Genomic DNA, 17,542 nt, shown 5'->3' with positions numbered 1-17,542 from the left:
TTTTTGATGTTGCTATATATTCTAATTATTTGAAACAAGAAGCAAACACATTATGAATATGGATGTTATCTACGGTAGGAGCGAGCTGCCCTGTCATGAGGACAAAAGCTACTTCTTGCTCCGGATACATCCACAACATACAGCCACCCATTCCATTATGCCCGTATATGTTACGCTCAATATAACCCTTATGACGAACTGGCATCTTCCATACGAATCCATAATCAGAATCCACTTCATCAAGGTGAAGCGTCTGGGGTGTAATCATCTGCTTGAAGGTTAATGGCTGAATCAATCGACGATCCTGCTCATAACGGGACTCATTCAGCATCGCTCTCGCGAATCGTAATAAATCATCAGCTGTACTAAAAAGTCCACCCGAAGGCATTTTGGCCGCTATGGCTTGATCCATTCGATCCCCCATTGCTTCTGCTCCTGCAACTCGTGGTAGGCGGTTCTGATCCAGCTCGGGTCCTCCAAAGCCGGTATCCTTCATACCAAGCGGTTCAAAGATATGCGATTTTAGGTAGGTATCATACGATTCTCCAGATACACGTTCTATGATTTCAGCAAGAATAGTGAATGCCATGTTGTTATAGCTCACAGCAGTTCCTGGTGTACCTTGTAAGTGGCTGTCCTTCAGAGTAGCGAACAACTTGGGATGATTCATTCCATCAGGCTCACCCATTCCCTGTCCCCAAGCTGCTGCGTAGGATTGATCCAAGCCAGAGGTATGAGTTAGAAGATGCCACAGTCTAAGCTTGTCTTTTCCATGTTGATGAAATTCTGGAATGATATCTTTGATAAGCTGTTCAGGGTGCAACAAGCCTTGTTCCCATAGCTGCATAATGCATAAACCTATCATAGGTTTGGTGATGGAGAAGATCGGATAAATGCTTGTACTATCAACACTTTCGCCATTTGGATAAGAACCAAACGAGCGTATATCTAGACAATGATCCTTATCGGTAACCCCAAAAACAGCCGACGGCCATTTATTATTCTGTACATTCTGCTGTACAGTCTGAAATATTCGTTCAAATGATATCGATTGTTCGCTCACTCCAGTATACCTCCATCTATATGTATATTCTTTACTATGGTAACACTTTACTTTAACCGTTTCAAAAACTGGGTTATCCTCTATTACTATTTCTAGATCTCCCGCCCATGTTCTTGTATTCATAAAACGACCCAGCCTAAGATAAGCGTATCTAAGGCTGGGTCGTTCGGGTCTGTTCATTTTCATTATGAATCTAGATGTGGGTACCTGCTGCAACGTGAATAGCTGAACGATATAATTCTCTTTTTCCTCATTAATACTCCAATTTATAGACGACCTCTCCATCTATCACTCGACCATCTTCTGCAAAACCGAGCTTTTCATATAATTGCTTTGCCCAATCATTCACTGGTTCAAAGCTTATGTATATAACCCGATGTTGTATATCTTCTTTAATCTTCTCAATGAGCTTTTCCATCGCAGCCTTGCCATATCCTTTTGATTGATGCTTAGAATCTATCATTAACCGATAAATCCAGTATTCTTTATCTTCTTCATCTATACAATACATCGTAAATCCCACTAGAATATCATCGTGATAAATAGCCAAGCAAACACACTCTGGGAATGCCTTAGCCTGTGCGAGCGAAAACATATTTGACGCTACAAAATCACTTTGTTCTTCAGCTACCTTCAACTTAATAACATCAAAAAAATTATTTCGATCTATCTCCTTAAGTGTAATCATTAGTGCTCCCCTTATATTCATTATGTTAATCTTAGATAAATATCAGAAATTCACAGTTTCTTTAGTTGTTACCCATTGTAGTAGTGGAGTCAAATCATGATTAGCCGTTATTGTTCCCACTAAAATATCCTCAAGATTTGGGTTCTCTAAGTAATGTTCAATCGTAAATTTAATAATCTTTGACGTATGTAAATTCATTAATTCATTCTTATGTATCCAATATAATTCCCCTTCATCAGAAGAGATAAAGTTCATACGTTTTGTTTCTCCAAAATAAACATATTGCTGTCGAATTTCCCCACTGCTATTCTCTATCAATATATATTTCAATTTAAAGTTTATAATATCACTCTTTTTAATTCCCGTTTCTTCTTCAATTTCTCTATAGCTAGCTTTCATTGGGAAATTTAGTTCATCATATTCAAGATGACCTCCAATGCCTCCCCAAAATTCAAAATCAAAAAGCTTACTCCTAGCTTTTTTCATCATCAATACTTTGTCATCATTAATTAAAAAAGCAGTTGCCATTTGTCTTATTTCCATGAATACCTCCCTCTCCATGTTTAGTTTGAGCAGACCAAAGAGCATAGCAGAGCAACGTATATATGTTGTTTTCCGAAGTTTGAGAGTTCGACTTCAGGAAAATCACCTAAATCATTACTACATTGATCGTTTACTCATTCTAGCAAATCTATCGCCAGCTTGAAATCCTACTTTCTTATAAAGTATTTCTGCATGATTACCAACAGTAACGCATAATTTAACAACCTCAGTACAGGAGTTAGCAGCATCTTTTATATTATTTATCATGAACTCTGCAATGCCTTTATTCCGATATTGAGGAACAACACATAATTCTCCGATCTCTGCGAATCCTAGTGGCATCTTCTCGCTTATACCTGCTATACAAAGTCCAGCGATTTCCTGATTCTGTTCATTTACGACATATATCGATAGATTCCTATGTTTATACACTTGAAATAGATACGATAAATCCTCTATTATCTTATCATCATCGGGAACACCAAAGATCTCGTAATCAATTCCTCCTTGGTATCCTTCCTTCATTACATTTTTAAATTTTGTTCTGTCAAAAGAATCGTCCAACAAATAAAAAGAAAATCCATCAGGAATTACGGATTTTTTACTTCCCCCTGTAGGACAGCTCATTACCTGCCGAATTACATTTACTTTAAAACCTAATGACAGCAGTATATTTACGTCATCTTGCAGGACTCCGTTGATATTTCTTATATCTTTACAACAGTTTAATAATATCCTCCACAGTAATTCTCGATCTGAAAATGGAGGGATTAGAAAAGGATACATTAAAGTATCATTAAGCTTTATAACTCCTCCAATTCTGTCATCACCACATGTTATCCAAAAACATTGATCTGTGAACTTCGTATCATCCAAGCGAGTATTCCAGTCATACCACATCTCAATATCAGAGTTAGAATAGATAACTTGATGAACAGCAAATAAGTTCTTTTCTGCCTGCTCTAAGCTATATTGTTTCATGATGTTGTACCTCACACATTCAATTTGATTTCACGGAAGGAGATCAGGTCTACCTCCTAATTTCGAATCAGAGATAGGAATAATTTTTTCTAGTTCAACCTCTGTCCATATCCGAACTGATTCTAATGTAAGCGACTTCAAGTCGCTTTTTATTCTTTGAAGACCACTCGACTGAATAAGGTCTATTACAGCATTATCTTGCTTCCTAGTTCCCTTCATTTCTTAGTGTTTTATCTAACGTTCTTATATGTTCTTTATTCCACTATATCAAAACTTACTTCATTCGCTTTAATAGGAAGATCAATTATAGTCATTTTCTGTACAGATGCCCGTTTCAATGACCGCATGCAATTGACCAGAAAATCAATTTGTGTCTCTTCCCCTTGTAATTCTGCTTCCACACTCCCATCGTTTAAATTTTTCACCCACCCAGATAATTTCATTCTTCGAGCTATACAATATATTTCTAAACGGAATCCTACCTTTTGCACTTTTCCAGAAAAACTCACTTTTTTTCTTACTATTATACTAGGTATAAACTCAGGAATCTTTATACGATTTGCATGCCAGATTACATAATCATTCCTAAATTTCTTAAAAACACTCATTCTTCTTTCCCCCTTTTCTTATAACATTCTTATATTCACGAATCCGGTAGACTTAAAGGGCGAAAGGGACTATGTCAACAGACTTCGATTTCTATTCAATCCATTGTCTTGGTCCAATGACCTTGAATACGACTTCGCTACTATTAAGGAAGTTTGCAATTCTGTTGTATGTAAAATCAGACATTGGTTTTGGTAGATCATCTATTGAGAAATATCCGCATTCTAAAATCTCTGGGGAATTCGGTTTCGGCTTAAGATTCGTATCTTCATTCTTTGCCACGAAAACAAAATGATGCATATCATATTGAGGGTCATAATAGATTCCAGTAAGCTTTTCGATTTTCACATTCAATCCGATCTCTTCATTAACTTCTCGCCTAGCTGTTTCTTCTGCTGATTCCTTCTCTTCTGATTTACCTCCTGGTAAATCCCTATTGCATTTTCCATAGCTGTGCTTCACAAGTAATATTTTGTTCTCATCATCAAGAATAAGTGAGGCTGCCCCAATTAGTTTATTCATATACTACTAACCTCCCAAGTGATAGTTCCATAATATTCTTCTATCTTTAACCCGAGAGTAAGCGTGGGTCCGCCGAACTTAGCCCTCCATTAATTCACTTTCTAAATAGCTATTAAACTCTAATATTTTAGCTGTTCTATGTGCTGTTTCTTTATTTACAAGTTTTTCAACAAGATACAACGCCATATTTATTCCTGATGATACTCCCCCAGATGTAATGATATTTCCATCCTTAACTACTTTTTTATCTTTTACAACTCGAATACCTGTAGATTTATTAAGTAAAGACAAGGCCATATGATGAGTTGTGGCTACCTTTCCTTTCAAGAGCCCGGTTTCCGCTAGAATTAGTGAACCTGTACACACAGTACATATCATTTCGATATTTTGTGATTTAATTATGTAGTCAATTATCTTTCTATTCTTTATTACTTTATTTACAGCACGTAATGGGCCACCAGGAATGATTAAAATATCAAATTGAGGGGCATTATTCAAACTATAATCTGGCAGGATCACAGTTCCTGTATGAGTTTTAATTGGATTTCCTGTTTCTGATACAGTTTTAATATGGAAAGGTTTTCTATGGGGTAAAGTCCTTTTATACAACATGATATTTTGTTCAAAATTAGAAAATGCAGATAATGAGAGCACTTCTGAAGGGCCCGCAAAGTCTAGAATATCAATGAAATCGTATACCAAAATTCCTACGTTATATTGTTTTTTCACAATGTTCTCCGGTATTGTATTATTATTTTACAATGTAATTATGAAATCTTTATATCCTTCAGCAACAGGTTTTCCATCGGTCACTTTTAACATTAATTTTTCTGGAAAAGCCACGAAACTTACTTGTGTAGTCTTTCGGCAAATTGGATAGTTGCCCTCTTTGTTGCTTAAAATTGTTTTCAATGATTGTTCAGTTAAATTGTCGTGTGGAAGTAAATGACCTAAAGCTTTGTGTCGATTGGAACCATCGGATCCATCATCAATATAATGACTGTGATCTTCATGTACAAAAGAATTTGTACAGTAAACAATCCGACTTTCCGGTTTGCGAACTTGGAAACTCTTTGGAGCCTTTTCTATAACTCTAGCTTCACCTTTGCTATCCAAGAACAAAATGTTATCACCAACTTTTTGAGTCTGTATGCTAGCAACATACTCAATCGCTTCTTTTGTTGTACTACAATATTGCAAAGCCAGCCTTCTAACGAAAGCAATAGGAATCCCCAAAACATTCTCTTGTTCTCTCAGGAAAACGACAGCATGTCCCATCGCTAGGCCTTTTATATTGATGCCGCCATAAGATGAAATTGATCCCGCACATCCTAAATGAACAAAGCTGTGGCCTTTGTTGGGTATTACATGAAAAAGCGTTTGGAATGCGTAACCTGGGAAATCAAAGTTCTTACCCAATATGGGACCTACATCTGACTCCTCAAAAGCAATAACTGTACAGTAGTGAAGAATTTTTATATTCAAGCTGACAATTTTCTCAAAGGGTATATCGGACCCATCCGCAATACCCTTCATTTCCTCCAATAATTCCGGAAAGTTCTTTTTCAATAGCGTAATAGTTTCTTCTACATCTTTATGTTGAAATTCCATATCTGAAGGTACTAAATGCTGGACAATTCCTTTTACTAAAGGTTTTAGTGTTTCTCCATGTTGAAAACCAATTTCGTAAGGGGTTCCACGCAAGGTGATGTTGAGCATTCTTGTCCTCCATCCAAGTTTTCAGTGTATATACGTTGTTAGGTGACATATACCCTCGGTAACTTCATTCCACATTTTTTCCCGTTACTCATCTCAGCTTCTTACGACGAAAAAGTGAGATTCCTCCAAAACCACTTATGATCGCGATGTAATAGCCAAAGTCATACCACCATCCGGAATTATAGGTTTCATACAGTCTTATATCATCGTTGAATGCTCCAATTATTAATGAAATAGGAGCAATCCATCCATGCCATACCCCCATAAAAAACCCTGCAGGATCTTGAGTATTGTTACTTCCATCTCCTGGGATACACCCCGTTAGTAGAGACATTAGCATAATCAACATCGCCATCATAAGGAAATATCTTCGCTTCATTTCTATTACCTCCTATCAAAATTAATGTTTCGCGAATCAACTTCATTTCGGTCATAAGAGAAATCATAATAGTTTATATTATGCTTCTGAAACGATTCTGCTAATCATTTATTTCGACTAATAAAGTCTTTTTTCTATCTCTGTATCAAGTTCTTTTAATCGTTTTTCAGTCTTTATTATTAAAAGTGTGATAGGAATCAATATCATCCCAAAAATAACAAGCGAAGTGTATCTCCCTTCAAATAGAACACTTAATATTGAACCTATTAAAGCATAGACCAATCCGTATCTCATCATTATTTGTGCACTATATTTATTGGCTTCATCCCATAATAATTGATTCTTCACTGATCTCTTGGTTCTGTATCCATATATTGAATTTATCATTCCAGGAGGTTTTTTCTTTAAAATAAGTCCAGCCACATACATGCCTAGTCCTGTTAGTAGGCTAATAATTAAACTTCCTATTTGGCTATCTTCCATGAGTTTACTTACTCCCGTCGCCATCTTCTGCTAATTCGCTTTTTGAATAGAACTTAACGATCTTCCCATTTTCATTTGCGTATTCAATTTCTTTTCTTGTACTACTGCCAATGTAACCACCAACATCAATAACAAATATTTCATCTGACATATCAATTTTACGAAAATGAATTTCTCCAAACAATGCTGCCTGCTCCTTAGTAATCTCAACTCCTTCGCTTTGCTCAAAAAAAGCTAGACTAATAACAATATTTCCTTTAAGAGTTAAGTATCTATTTACTTGTTCAAATTCTTTCTTGAATTTTGTTGATCCACATAGTGTTATTACCTTCATTTATACGCACCTCTGTGACTTCTTTAGCTACTCTCATATATTCGTCTCGTCATTAAACTCAATACAAAAAGGCTGTGTTTCAGGTTTTAAACAGTATTCTATTCTTTGTCTAAAATTTTTCCATTCAACTTTTTCAAGTGCTTCTTCTATGGAAAAAAAACCACTCTCCAAGCTCTCTTCTGTTGTGATTAGTTCTCCACCAATGGGCTTCGCTAAAAATAAGGTATTACAAATCGAATTTCCTGTATTCTGAAATATCCCACAAAATTTAATAATTTCTATGTCTATCCCAGATTCTTCTTTTGTTTCTCTAATTGCTGCCTGTGAGAGGGATTCCCCAAGTTCTACTTGTCCTCCAGGCATTTCCCATCCCCTACGTGGCCCCCTTATGAGTAATATCTCTTGATTATCGTTAACAACGATAGCTGCTGCAGAAACAATATGCTTTGGTGGATTCATTGATTCAACCTCCAATATATTTTAATAGGGTTCTAAATACTCTCTGCAGGTTCTACTACCGCAACGCGAATACTTTGTTCGACGAAGATGTATTGGACTACCCCCACATATTAATTTCTTTCAAAAAGGTTTCCGTTTCTTGTATCGTTTGGATATATGGTTTATTTTCATGTACTCCATAATTAAAAAAACCATGCCCTAATCCTTCAAATGTTACTAATCTTGTCAAGTTACCTTTAAGTTGATTAATTTCAGAAAAGTTAATTATTTCTTCAAGTCGTATATTAACGTCCTGTGTCCCATGGAAAAGTATACATGGAGGTAAATTTTCTCTTATATGGTTTATGGGAGAGGCAATTCTCAGATCATCAGATAATTCGGGAAAAAGATTTATTAATACGTTAGAATCCACACCACCATTGAAAATAACGGTGGCATTGGGTTTAGAGCTAATCATAATGTTATCTGACGGATCATTAAAATGGTCAATCATTGCGGAACAAAGGCTTAAATAACCACCAGCAGATGCACCCGCTGCTATCACTTTATTAGTATTGATTCCAAGTAATTCTGAATTTTCTCGAATCCAGCGAATCGCTGACTTTGCATTATACAAACTGTCAATAGGTGAATATAGTCCCTCTACATCTAGTGGTCTATATTCGGCACAGATAGTAACAAGTCCCCGAGAAGTAAAATATTCTGCATGATGTTGAAATTGAGAAGCATTAGATTTGTTATTCGAAAAACCTGCTCCATGAAAAAATATCATGGCTGGCCTATCCTTCTTGTTATCCTCTGGTATATTTATGTATAATTTAAGTTCACTTCCTGTATCAGATTTTTTATATATTTTTTCAATAGCAGTATTATAAGACATCTAATTATCCCCCCTATACTCGCTTATATCTTGTAAAATATACGTTCACCGTTGAGAAAAGGGCGACAATACTCTGCACATAATTTCGGCATTTTCTCACGCATCCAGCCATGTACGTCTTCGTTTCCCATCTGAAAGACGTAATATCCGATAATAGCAACCAACATAAAACCTTCAAGCTGCAGGAGATCATTTTCTGTACTTTCATATTCTCTGTAATAACTCTTCAAGAAAGTATCTCTTTTATCGGATGGAAGCATCATAGCTCCCATGGCAACATCAAGTAAGGCATAACCCGTTCCGTAGAACCCAAAATCGATGAAGCGCACTTCTCCTTCGGGCGTTATGATGGTATTACACATGCTCAAATCCCCATGAATAAGGTCAGGACCTGCCTCCCCCCCAGAATAATCTAACCGGGAGTTGATCAATTGTAGCGTTTGTTCGATGATATTAGCATCAGAAGACGTAAATAAGTTCTTTTGCACACCCGAATGAATTACACGGATCATCCGCTCATTATAAGCTCTACCTTGAGTCGGGCGAAACTCCATTCCTGAATGTTCGTATTGCCGAAAAAAAGAATGCAATTCAGCTAATTTCGACCCCAACTTGTTTATTAGTTCTTCATTGTTTACATCATCCATGTTCATGTCTCTTCCATCCAGCCAGTTAAGGACGGAGCAGTTCAGCAATTTACCTTCGGATTCGAAAATCGTAATTAATTCACCATCTTTATTTCTTAATGGCGTTTGAACCTCGTGGGTGCTCCAGCGTCCCAACTTCTCAAGCATTTGTAATTCTCCAAGTATACCGTCGTATGTATGCTGTAGACCTTTCATTTCGTCTTTTAAAGGATCATGAATACGGAGTAAATAAGACCCTCCCGCTGCGTCACGAATACGATATGTTCTGTTCTCGTTATGCCTTAAGAAAATAACCTCTGGTTGTTGAATATCGTACCTGCCTAGTAAGTCCAATAGTTTATCAATCGTCATTACGCACTCCTTTGAATTAATTAATCTTTGGTACCTCCATTTAATTCATTCAACCAGACAACTAACATAGAAGATATTTTTTCATACTCTTTGAGAGCATTTATTGTGTCTATTACTTGTTTTGTCCCCATTTCCTGCTCAATTTCATCTGCACATTCAATCTGTAACGAACGTTTAAGGCTATATTCCAACCAGTCTAATTTGCTTGAATAGCCAAGTTCGAGAACGACTCGCCAATTAGCATCTATAATTCTATAATGTTCTTGATATCCATCAATAAAAGCGTGAAATTTGTCTTTGTCTACTCTGCCCAATTCATTCAACGACCAGTAAACCGCGGTCTCGATTAAATCATGTTTAGGACTGATATCTCCAGCCGACTCCCAATCAATTATTATCGGACTTCCTTGTTTCCACATCACATTCTTAGGTTCCAAGTCACGGTGACTGAATACGCTTTCTGTCGCCAATATCTTCAAAGAGCGGTTTGCCTTATCATTCCATAAAGACAACTGTTCTACGCTATCAGTTAGTAGTTCTACCCAAATAGCGCGCTCCTCTTTTCCTTTGTTTAAATAGAACCTCCAATCAATTTGTTGCTTTTCGTTCAAAGCTTCATGGCTATTTCTAATCTCAGAGAAATCTGTTTTATGTATGGCAGCAAGAATAGATCCGATCTTCTTACACATTGCTTCGGTAATCTCGGACGTTCCCAAACTGCATCCTTCAATCCAGTCAAAAACCATATAAAATTGATTATCAATGTCTTGTAAAAACGTCCCTTCATATACCTTCGCGGGTTGAGCAGGTATATGATTAGATAAAATACTTGCGATTCTTTCCGATTTGATATAATTGTTAAGCGCTGTAGGTCTAGCCATAATTTGTGGGTTAAGAGCTTTGACCGCGTATTTTCCATTGGAAGTTTCGATTGCAAACATTCTGTGTAATAGACCGCCGGATATAACTTCAGGAGTTTTAATTAATTCGCCAAGCTTTAATATGTTACACAATTTTACGAATTGTAAATTATATTGAGAATTCATTTTATAAGATCCTTTTCCCTTTTTGATTTAATTCACACTGATTTTCGACGATAACGTTCTTGTTTTCACGAACCCGATACGCTGACTCTTATAATTCAAATCTCTCTTTTATCAGTTCCGCTACCTGATCAGCTTCCAATCCCATGTTATTAATTCTCATATAATTTTGTTTTGTAATCTCTTCAGGTAATGAATTTAATCGGTGTTTTTGATAGGTTTTAATAAGTTCTTCCTCCGACCATTTAACATCTCGTTTCGTTGGTTTATGTATAAGTCTATTTTCAGTAATATTTCGTTTTTTCCGTTCCTCTATATCTGCCTCTAGTTCAACTAAATATACGGTTCCTCCCCTCGATTCAAACAAATTAGAAACCTTCTCTATATAATCCCAGTCACTTTGAAGATCGAACGCCCATACATACGTAAATATGAGGCCCTTTAGATCGCTCTTCGATACTTCTTCAAAAATCTCATGTCTTATCATGCCTACAAGACGTTTTCCAGAAGGTGTTCCGTAATCGAAAAACTGAGACACAAAATCAATAGACATATGATTATGAAAAAGTTTCAAATCTGTTTTAGCCGCCAAGTGTTGGCCCACTGTCATTTTCCCTACTGCTTGTGGACCAAACAGTATTATTAACTTCATTTTGTTCTCCCCCATAGTTAATTTGCTTTAATGTTCTTTCACAGTATCTTCCTCGAATTACAATATTACTACCAGATGAGTACTCTTGAACTAAATCTATTAACAATGATTCCAATCTTCTTTCAACATTCCTTAAACAATATAATCTTGCAGCACTTTCACCTAGCGGACCAAAAGTCGAATGTGCGGAAGCGTGAATATGTTGTTATGCGATTTTGTATCTTCTAAAGTTACCTTCAATTCAGTTCTCTTCCCATCTGAATCGTGATCATTTTATCTCCATCTTCTAATCTTATGACCTTCATATCATACGGTTTAAATTGATGTTTATTATAGAAAGCTAATCCTCTCGAATTTGTATGATGACATGAAAGTAATAGCTTCTTAATTCCATAGTTTTCTTTAACTTTATAGATCATTGTATTAATTAATACATCCGCGGCCCCTCTTCCCCTATGGTTCGGAGACACTATAACATTTCCTAGCCAGCAACTATTATCTTTAATGTCATATAAATTTGCATAGGCGACAATTTGACCTGTATTTTCTTCAATGATTACTGTAGGTTCGAATCTATTTGTTAGCAGTTCTAAAATTTGATCAGGTGTCAGTGGATATCTAAATCTCGGACTGACAAAAAACAATTCCGCAGTCGACTGTGGAAATGAACATATCTCTAATAAATCTTCCTTGGATAATAATCTGGAAATATACACTCTTTTCGGCTCCTTTCTTATTCTTTAGACGCCGCCTAACGTTCTTGTTACTCGAAGCCGTACCACCTTAAGTCCCGAACGAGTGCTCTTCCCCGATTTAATTTTCAAGTTCCTTCAAAAAAGTCACTCTAGAATAACCTTGATCGAAAAAATTTTCTTCAAAGTTCACCAACTCAAATCCAATTGATTTGTAGAAGTTTATTGTCCCTTGATTCTCTGGATGACCTAAAGTATATAAAATTACCTTTTGACCGCCGAGTACATTTATACTCGAGCTAATGATCTCTAATAATTCTCTTCCGATTCCCCTTCTTGCATAATTTTTAGAAACTACAACTCCTACTATCTCATACATGTTTACCTCAGAATTGTATATGAAACCTGAATGTCCAATAACTTCATTTAACTCAGTAGCTACATAGTAGTTTGATTTTGATTCATTAGCTTTAAATTGAGACCACCTAAGCGGATAACGATCGATTACAAATGGAGGAAACTGTAGTGGATACTCTTTCATTATAGAACTGATACTTTCTGAATCCTCTTCTCTGAATTGTCTGAATTCGATCATCAATAATCACCATCCAAAGTATCTATGAAATCACTCACAAAAAATCATGCTTTTTTATACATCGATTTTAAAATCAATCTCTAATTCACTTGCTGGTTTGCCTCTTAAACCCCAATTCTCCATAGCTGGTTCAAGTAAAATAATCATCGTATCATATTCTTCGATTCCTAATCTTTTTACGTTTCTTGTTATGGTTTTGTAGAGAGTCCTTTTTGCATCCAATGATCTACCAGAAAACATAGTAATTTCTATTAGAGTAAACATCCCTGTCTTATATGGTGGAATTTCAAAGCTTAAATCGTCATGTTCATATAAAGTTTGTATTCGATCGTCTTCTGGAATCTCTAGAGCCTCAACAAGAGCACTGTGTACTTCATCTAATAATTCACGTTTGTGTTGTTCACTTCGACCTCTTCTTATATCAATCTTAACCCTAGGCATCGCCGAAACCTCCAACTTAATAGATTCTTCGAATTGCTTATACTGTTCCTTGAATAGCATCTATAGATCTATATAATGACTTTGATTTTCCATTCCGTCAGTTTCATTAAATCCCAACGTTTTATAAAAAGCATATGCCTTTTCATTATCTGTTTTTAATACTAGTCTCTTAAAGTAAGGTTTCCCCTCCTTAATTACTGCTTTTATTAATTCTTTTCCAATACCTTTATTCCTGTATTCAGGTTTTACATAAAGTCTTCTTATTCTTCCTATTCCTTCATTTACACTAACCTCTCGATTCAATCCACATATCCCAATATATTCTTCCTGATATACAACAACAAACAGTACTTCTCCCTCTTGAGAAAAAGTATTTATCCCCATTCTATATTCATTAACTAATCGAGCCATATGACGGAAGCCTTCATTTTGACTACTTTCAACGAGATGACTAATTGCTGAAATGTCTAGTCGATCAATTTTCAATATTTTTATTGCTTCCATATAATTTTATACACCTTTTTCCATAAATGATATATACATGTTCTTATGGTGATATTAAGTCAATTAAGTATTTCATAGATCACGGTTCATAAGATTTATTAATATATGTGTGTACATAGGTGAATGATAACGTTTAGTTATCCATGATCATCGCAAAATTGGTTGAAAGGGGTGATTAAGCATGGAAAGTACAACTGTAAATTATAATGTACATAACGTTCATCTCGGTGATGGAAAATCTTATTTCGATGGTGGTTTACTTTCTTTCATCGGGTGGTCTATACTCGGTGGAATTATAACAATAGTAACGTTAGGAATATGTTATCCTTGGGCACTTTGCATGGTTTATGGCTGGAAAATTAATCATACGGTTGTTGAAGGTAGAAGACTTAAATTCCACGGAACTGCAATAGGACTCTTCGGTAACTGGATTAAGTGGTTGCTGCTTTGCATAATTACATTAGGGATTTATAGCTTCTGGTTATTCATTGCACTTGAGAAATGGAAAGTTAAGAATACTACTTTTGCATGATTTAATAAAAAGCCCCTCGTTAAGGGGGCTTTTTCAATTTACTATCTAAACCAGCATTCATTCCTTCCATACCCAGGACATTATGATGTCGAAAAAGATTTCTTGGCTTTATTGCTCTAAGTAACCTCTTAAAGTTGAACACACCTTTTCAATTTCATTTATATCACCATGTGCTTCCATCCAATTTCTCAGTTCCATCGGGTTCCAATATTCTTTTGGGGTGCCTGGGGATCGCGGGATTAAGTGCACATGGAAGTGAGGAAATGCATCTCCTTGAACAAAACAATAGATATGTTCGGCGTTAAGGATTTTCTTTAGTGCATCTCCAACCCGATTTAATACAGAGCCGATCATCCGAGATTCATCCTCGGTCATATCTCCAAATCCAGGGACATGTCTTTTCAAATCCACAATTAAATAACCTATATAAACAAAATTATCATTTGACCCCATATGACCAACGTACACCAAGTCATTTTCATAAATACATCCCCCAGGGACAGTCACTTCCCCTTTATGTTTCCTACAAATGAAACAATCCTTTTCATCCATCTGAACTCCCCCTTTATCGTTTCCCATTAACTTAATAAGTGTAGTGACTCTAACTCTTGAAGAACATCCTCTACATCACAGTCTGGATTTAACATCTGGATCATCTCTGCCGTTATTGGAGTACCACTATAAATATTCGCAACAATATCTAATGAAGGCGTTAAGTCAAAGTAATCTATCACGAATTCCACAAAATCCTCTGGTGTTTGAAAAATCGTACCTAACAAAAAACCAGACCCATCCTCTTCTCCCTCCGGAATCTCTACCTTCCCTTTTTGCCATTCAAGATCACAATTTTCACGCCATATACAAAAAGTAACATCCTCACTTTCTATTGCCTCATCCTCAAGTAATGAGAATAATACCTTTGGAACTCCTTCATATATTCCAGGCCATATTTCATGTTCATCTCGTGCATAAGGACTTAATTCAGACTCATGATCAAAACCTTTTATAATGGTTCCTTCAGGAGCAAATAAGATAAATAAATGATCCCCTGCTCCATTATCGATTTTAGCCATCGAAATCTTATCTTTCCATTCAGGAACAAAACTATGGTAACGAAGCCATTCATCCCGACATAGTACTATATTTAATAAAGCATGGATTTTCATAAGCTTCTTCAATTTTATCGGTTCTAACAAATTCTCTAAAACGTTCATATGTATACATTCTCCTAATAATTTAGCATTTGTGATATATAGGATTTTGATGATGTTACATACACAGCGATTTCCAATCATTCCACGCTTTTATGTATCCAGGCAAATCATGTGGGTGATGCTTTATGCTAAGGCCTATGCGGCAATATAGTTGTATGAGGACCTCTTCAATTAACCTTGGTTTTTCAATGCATCCTTGTTCAAGAAAGTCAGAAGTGGTAAATAAGGTGTCTATGTTCATATCATCAGGTGAAGAACAAAAAGCATAAAGAAAATCATAAATAATGGGTCCTACCATTGGTGAAGGATCAATAACAGCGATCAAAGTCGATTCATTGTACACAAAATTATGAACTCCTGTATCACCATGCAATAAGTACTTTTCTCCTTGCTCTAAATCATTCTCAAACAATTTACTTGCTTTTGATTTAACGAAATAATAGTCTTCGATAGATAATAAGTTTCCTATATTTATTTTGGCTTCTTCAATACCTATTTCATTAAATTCCTTCCAAGTACTACGTGGGTATTCAATACTCCCCGACAAGCTCATGTCTTCATATTTAATATATTTATTAAATAAATCTTTAACCAATCTGGTTAGCCATTCTTTCTTCGCACCCCGATTAAAATGAGTTGTACCATCAATAAAAGTATAAGCAAAACATGTTTTGTCCTGGCCAGTAAAAAGGATCTTTGGTAATAACGCTGAGCTTTTATAGGTATTCAACAACTGTTCAACCAATTGAATTTGCTTAGGGTGATCAAATTTCAGAATATACTTATTATTTTGATTTGATTCCAATTTTAGAACAAGGCCCGAAGTTGTTCCAGACATTCTCTGAATTTCAATAATTTCATCGTCAATTTGATGTAATTGAAATAACTTATTAATCTCGTAAATGGTAGGTTCAAGTATCATTCATTATTCTCCTTATTGCATTGATTTCATATAACCTTCCTGTCTTTACTTGATCTTTGTGATCACAAATTCTTGTGAAACTATAGTATGTTGACCTTCTAACCCCTCGATCTCAATGCTCTCTTCCATCTCAGTGAATCCTATATTATGGTGTTCAAAAAATTTCTTCCAAAATCTAACCGCTGACTTATTAATCTTTAACTGCTCAACTCTTACTGTCCCATCTAATTTACTTATAACTAACTCGACAGCCCGTGCTGCAATATTTCTACCTCTGTATTTCTTTAAAAGAAATAACTCTTGAATAGTATAATCAACTTCCTCAATTACAAAAGGCGGTGAACAAACTAATATAAATCCAATGACTTTCTCGTTAGTCTTAATAAAGTAAGGATGCAACTCTTGCCTTTCAAGGTACAAGTATGTATTAGTAGGATCAAAATTCCCATTATCTTTTGGTTCATCACCTGTGAATTCGGATAAATCATACAGATATAAATTGTAAAGGTTCAAAAACAACTCTTGTTGTTCTTGGTTTATTCTAGTGATTTGTATATTCATATCAATTACACCATCTTCCTTATTATTTGAGACCTTTCATCTATGATCTGTATTCACGAAACGACCCAGCCTTAGATATCTTCTTATCTTAGGCTGGGTCGTTTGTTGTCTGAGCTTGATTCCTTGACTATACATCCAACAATCAAACTGTACATTATTGATTCACTCTTTTGACTTCATCGAATCATCACAAAAAATGCGCTCTTTCTTCCTTGGTTTGAACTGAATATATAATTCGGGTACTTGTTAGCAATCGGTGGTATCTGGTCTTCAGGGAAGAATTTAAGATCCTTCATCTCATCGTTATCTGGATTTATCTTTCCTTCCTTTATTCTGCATTCAAATACAATGGTTAAGTATTCAACTTGGTGACCATTACCATAAGTAAATCTCTGCTCATCCCCACCATATACTCCGATGATTCTCTCGGGTTCAATAACAAGTCCTGTCTCTTCAAAAGCTTCTCTGATCATAGCCTGAGCTGGTGTTTCTCCAATTTCGATCGCTCCAGCGATTAAACCCCAGTTTTGTTCATTATGTTTTCTTCCAAATAGGATTTCACCTTGTTCATTTCTGATGATGCCTAAAACTGCTGGCATGAAGATAAGTTGGTTTCCTATCTTCTCTCTAAGACTTTTATAATAATCTGACATTCCCATGTAGGATACTCCTCCGTCTCTCACTAATGTCGTATAATGTTATATGTAGTGACCCGCTTTTTGATTTTCACA

General features: G+C 35.8%; 26 protein-coding genes. 1 reads left to right on the top strand and 25 read right to left on the bottom strand.

Annotated elements, in window-relative coordinates; genetic code table 11:
* Nucleotides 1-25 precede the first annotated feature (25 nt).
* The 20 genes from ACFQV5_RS22845 to ACFQV5_RS22750 all read right to left on the bottom strand — a co-directional run bounded on the left by ACFQV5_RS22845 (nt 26) and on the right by ACFQV5_RS22750 (nt 13,582).
* Nucleotides 26-1,063 (bottom strand): serine hydrolase domain-containing protein, encoded by a 1,038-nt coding sequence (locus tag ACFQV5_RS22845; RefSeq protein ID WP_379250315.1) that lies wholly within the window; start codon nt 1,061-1,063, stop codon nt 26-28.
* A gap of 253 nt (nt 1,064-1,316) precedes the next feature.
* Entirely contained in the window at nt 1,317-1,751 is a 435-nt protein-coding gene (locus ACFQV5_RS22840) for a GNAT family N-acetyltransferase (protein WP_379250312.1), read from the bottom strand.
* A 42-nt stretch (nt 1,752-1,793) separates the two neighbouring features.
* On the bottom strand, nt 1,794-2,294 hold the full coding sequence (locus tag ACFQV5_RS22835) for an NUDIX domain-containing protein (RefSeq protein WP_379250310.1): 501 nt from the start codon (nt 2,292-2,294) through the stop codon (nt 1,794-1,796).
* Between the two features lie 117 nt (nt 2,295-2,411).
* The gene (locus tag ACFQV5_RS22830; RefSeq protein WP_379250308.1) at nt 2,412-3,275 is read right to left on the bottom strand and encodes a GNAT family N-acetyltransferase; all 864 of its coding nucleotides are present in this window, start codon (nt 3,273-3,275) and stop codon (nt 2,412-2,414) included.
* A gap of 254 nt (nt 3,276-3,529) precedes the next feature.
* The gene (locus tag ACFQV5_RS22825; RefSeq protein WP_379250306.1) at nt 3,530-3,883 is read right to left on the bottom strand and encodes an acylphosphatase; all 354 of its coding nucleotides are present in this window, start codon (nt 3,881-3,883) and stop codon (nt 3,530-3,532) included.
* A 91-nt stretch (nt 3,884-3,974) separates the two neighbouring features.
* Nucleotides 3,975-4,403, bottom strand: a complete 429-nt coding sequence (locus ACFQV5_RS22820; protein WP_379250304.1) for an NUDIX domain-containing protein — start codon at nt 4,401-4,403, stop codon at nt 3,975-3,977.
* Nucleotides 4,404-4,481: 78 nt separating this feature from the next.
* On the bottom strand, nt 4,482-5,132 hold the full coding sequence (locus ACFQV5_RS22815) for a DJ-1/PfpI family protein (protein ID WP_379250302.1): 651 nt from the start codon (nt 5,130-5,132) through the stop codon (nt 4,482-4,484).
* A 27-nt stretch (nt 5,133-5,159) separates the two neighbouring features.
* Nucleotides 5,160-6,122 (bottom strand): C45 family autoproteolytic acyltransferase/hydrolase, encoded by a 963-nt coding sequence (locus ACFQV5_RS22810; protein WP_379250300.1) that lies wholly within the window; start codon nt 6,120-6,122, stop codon nt 5,160-5,162.
* A gap of 88 nt (nt 6,123-6,210) precedes the next feature.
* Nucleotides 6,211-6,501, bottom strand: coding sequence for a hypothetical protein (locus ACFQV5_RS22805; protein WP_379250298.1), 291 nt, complete (start codon nt 6,499-6,501; stop codon nt 6,211-6,213).
* A gap of 117 nt (nt 6,502-6,618) precedes the next feature.
* On the bottom strand, nt 6,619-6,984 hold the full coding sequence (locus ACFQV5_RS22800; protein WP_379250296.1) for an SdpI family protein: 366 nt from the start codon (nt 6,982-6,984) through the stop codon (nt 6,619-6,621).
* 4 nt (nt 6,985-6,988) lie between these two features.
* Nucleotides 6,989-7,318 (bottom strand): hypothetical protein, encoded by a 330-nt coding sequence (locus ACFQV5_RS22795; RefSeq protein ID WP_379250294.1) that lies wholly within the window; start codon nt 7,316-7,318, stop codon nt 6,989-6,991.
* A gap of 33 nt (nt 7,319-7,351) precedes the next feature.
* Nucleotides 7,352-7,777, bottom strand: a complete 426-nt coding sequence (locus ACFQV5_RS22790; RefSeq protein WP_379250293.1) for an NUDIX hydrolase — start codon at nt 7,775-7,777, stop codon at nt 7,352-7,354.
* A gap of 97 nt (nt 7,778-7,874) precedes the next feature.
* Nucleotides 7,875-8,657, bottom strand: a complete 783-nt coding sequence (locus tag ACFQV5_RS22785; RefSeq protein WP_379250291.1) for an alpha/beta hydrolase — start codon at nt 8,655-8,657, stop codon at nt 7,875-7,877.
* Between the two features lie 23 nt (nt 8,658-8,680).
* Nucleotides 8,681-9,655, bottom strand: a complete 975-nt coding sequence (locus ACFQV5_RS22780; protein ID WP_379250289.1) for a phosphotransferase enzyme family protein — start codon at nt 9,653-9,655, stop codon at nt 8,681-8,683.
* Nucleotides 9,656-9,675: 20 nt separating this feature from the next.
* Entirely contained in the window at nt 9,676-10,701 is a 1,026-nt protein-coding gene (locus tag ACFQV5_RS22775) for an aminoglycoside phosphotransferase family protein (RefSeq protein WP_379250287.1), read from the bottom strand.
* Nucleotides 10,702-10,789: 88 nt separating this feature from the next.
* Complete coding sequence (locus ACFQV5_RS22770; protein WP_379250285.1) at nt 10,790-11,350, bottom strand: DEAD/DEAH box helicase family protein; 561 nt, start codon at nt 11,348-11,350, stop codon at nt 10,790-10,792.
* A gap of 236 nt (nt 11,351-11,586) precedes the next feature.
* The gene (locus tag ACFQV5_RS22765; RefSeq protein ID WP_379250283.1) at nt 11,587-12,066 is read right to left on the bottom strand and encodes a GNAT family N-acetyltransferase; all 480 of its coding nucleotides are present in this window, start codon (nt 12,064-12,066) and stop codon (nt 11,587-11,589) included.
* Between the two features lie 97 nt (nt 12,067-12,163).
* Nucleotides 12,164-12,637, bottom strand: a complete 474-nt coding sequence (locus ACFQV5_RS22760; RefSeq protein ID WP_379250281.1) for a GNAT family N-acetyltransferase — start codon at nt 12,635-12,637, stop codon at nt 12,164-12,166.
* Between the two features lie 54 nt (nt 12,638-12,691).
* On the bottom strand, nt 12,692-13,078 hold the full coding sequence (locus ACFQV5_RS22755; protein ID WP_379250279.1) for a tautomerase family protein: 387 nt from the start codon (nt 13,076-13,078) through the stop codon (nt 12,692-12,694).
* 60 nt (nt 13,079-13,138) lie between these two features.
* A complete protein-coding gene (locus ACFQV5_RS22750; RefSeq protein ID WP_379250277.1) occupies nt 13,139-13,582 on the bottom strand; it encodes a GNAT family N-acetyltransferase in 444 nt (147 codons plus the stop codon).
* A gap of 181 nt (nt 13,583-13,763) precedes the next feature.
* Between ACFQV5_RS22750 and ACFQV5_RS22745 the strand changes: the two genes are divergently transcribed.
* On the top strand, nt 13,764-14,114 hold the full coding sequence (locus ACFQV5_RS22745; RefSeq protein ID WP_379250276.1) for a DUF898 family protein: 351 nt from the start codon (nt 13,764-13,766) through the stop codon (nt 14,112-14,114).
* 108 nt (nt 14,115-14,222) lie between these two features.
* Here the strand turns inward: ACFQV5_RS22745 and ACFQV5_RS22740 are convergent, their stop codons facing one another.
* The 5 genes from ACFQV5_RS22740 to ACFQV5_RS22720 all read right to left on the bottom strand — a co-directional run bounded on the left by ACFQV5_RS22740 (nt 14,223) and on the right by ACFQV5_RS22720 (nt 17,470).
* A complete protein-coding gene (locus ACFQV5_RS22740) occupies nt 14,223-14,666 on the bottom strand; it encodes an HIT family protein (protein WP_379250274.1) in 444 nt (147 codons plus the stop codon).
* A 26-nt stretch (nt 14,667-14,692) separates the two neighbouring features.
* Nucleotides 14,693-15,328, bottom strand: a complete 636-nt coding sequence (locus ACFQV5_RS22735) for a hypothetical protein (protein ID WP_379250272.1) — start codon at nt 15,326-15,328, stop codon at nt 14,693-14,695.
* A 55-nt stretch (nt 15,329-15,383) separates the two neighbouring features.
* The gene (locus ACFQV5_RS22730; protein ID WP_379250270.1) at nt 15,384-16,250 is read right to left on the bottom strand and encodes a hypothetical protein; all 867 of its coding nucleotides are present in this window, start codon (nt 16,248-16,250) and stop codon (nt 15,384-15,386) included.
* Nucleotides 16,251-16,295: 45 nt separating this feature from the next.
* Complete coding sequence (locus ACFQV5_RS22725; RefSeq protein ID WP_379250268.1) at nt 16,296-16,811, bottom strand: GNAT family N-acetyltransferase; 516 nt, start codon at nt 16,809-16,811, stop codon at nt 16,296-16,298.
* 176 nt (nt 16,812-16,987) lie between these two features.
* Nucleotides 16,988-17,470 carry an NUDIX domain-containing protein gene (locus ACFQV5_RS22720; RefSeq protein ID WP_379250266.1) on the bottom strand — a complete coding sequence of 161 codons (483 nt, stop codon included), beginning with the start codon at nt 17,468-17,470 and terminating at the stop codon, nt 16,988-16,990.
* Nucleotides 17,471-17,542: the final 72 nt, after the last annotated feature.

This window comes from Paenibacillus sp. GCM10028914 (assembly GCF_042666275.1).
Classification (GTDB): Bacteria; Bacillota; Bacilli; order Paenibacillales; family Paenibacillaceae; genus Paenibacillus_AQ.
The sequence above is the reverse complement of the archived record's forward strand: the minus strand, read 5'-3'. Positions and strand labels throughout refer to the sequence as shown.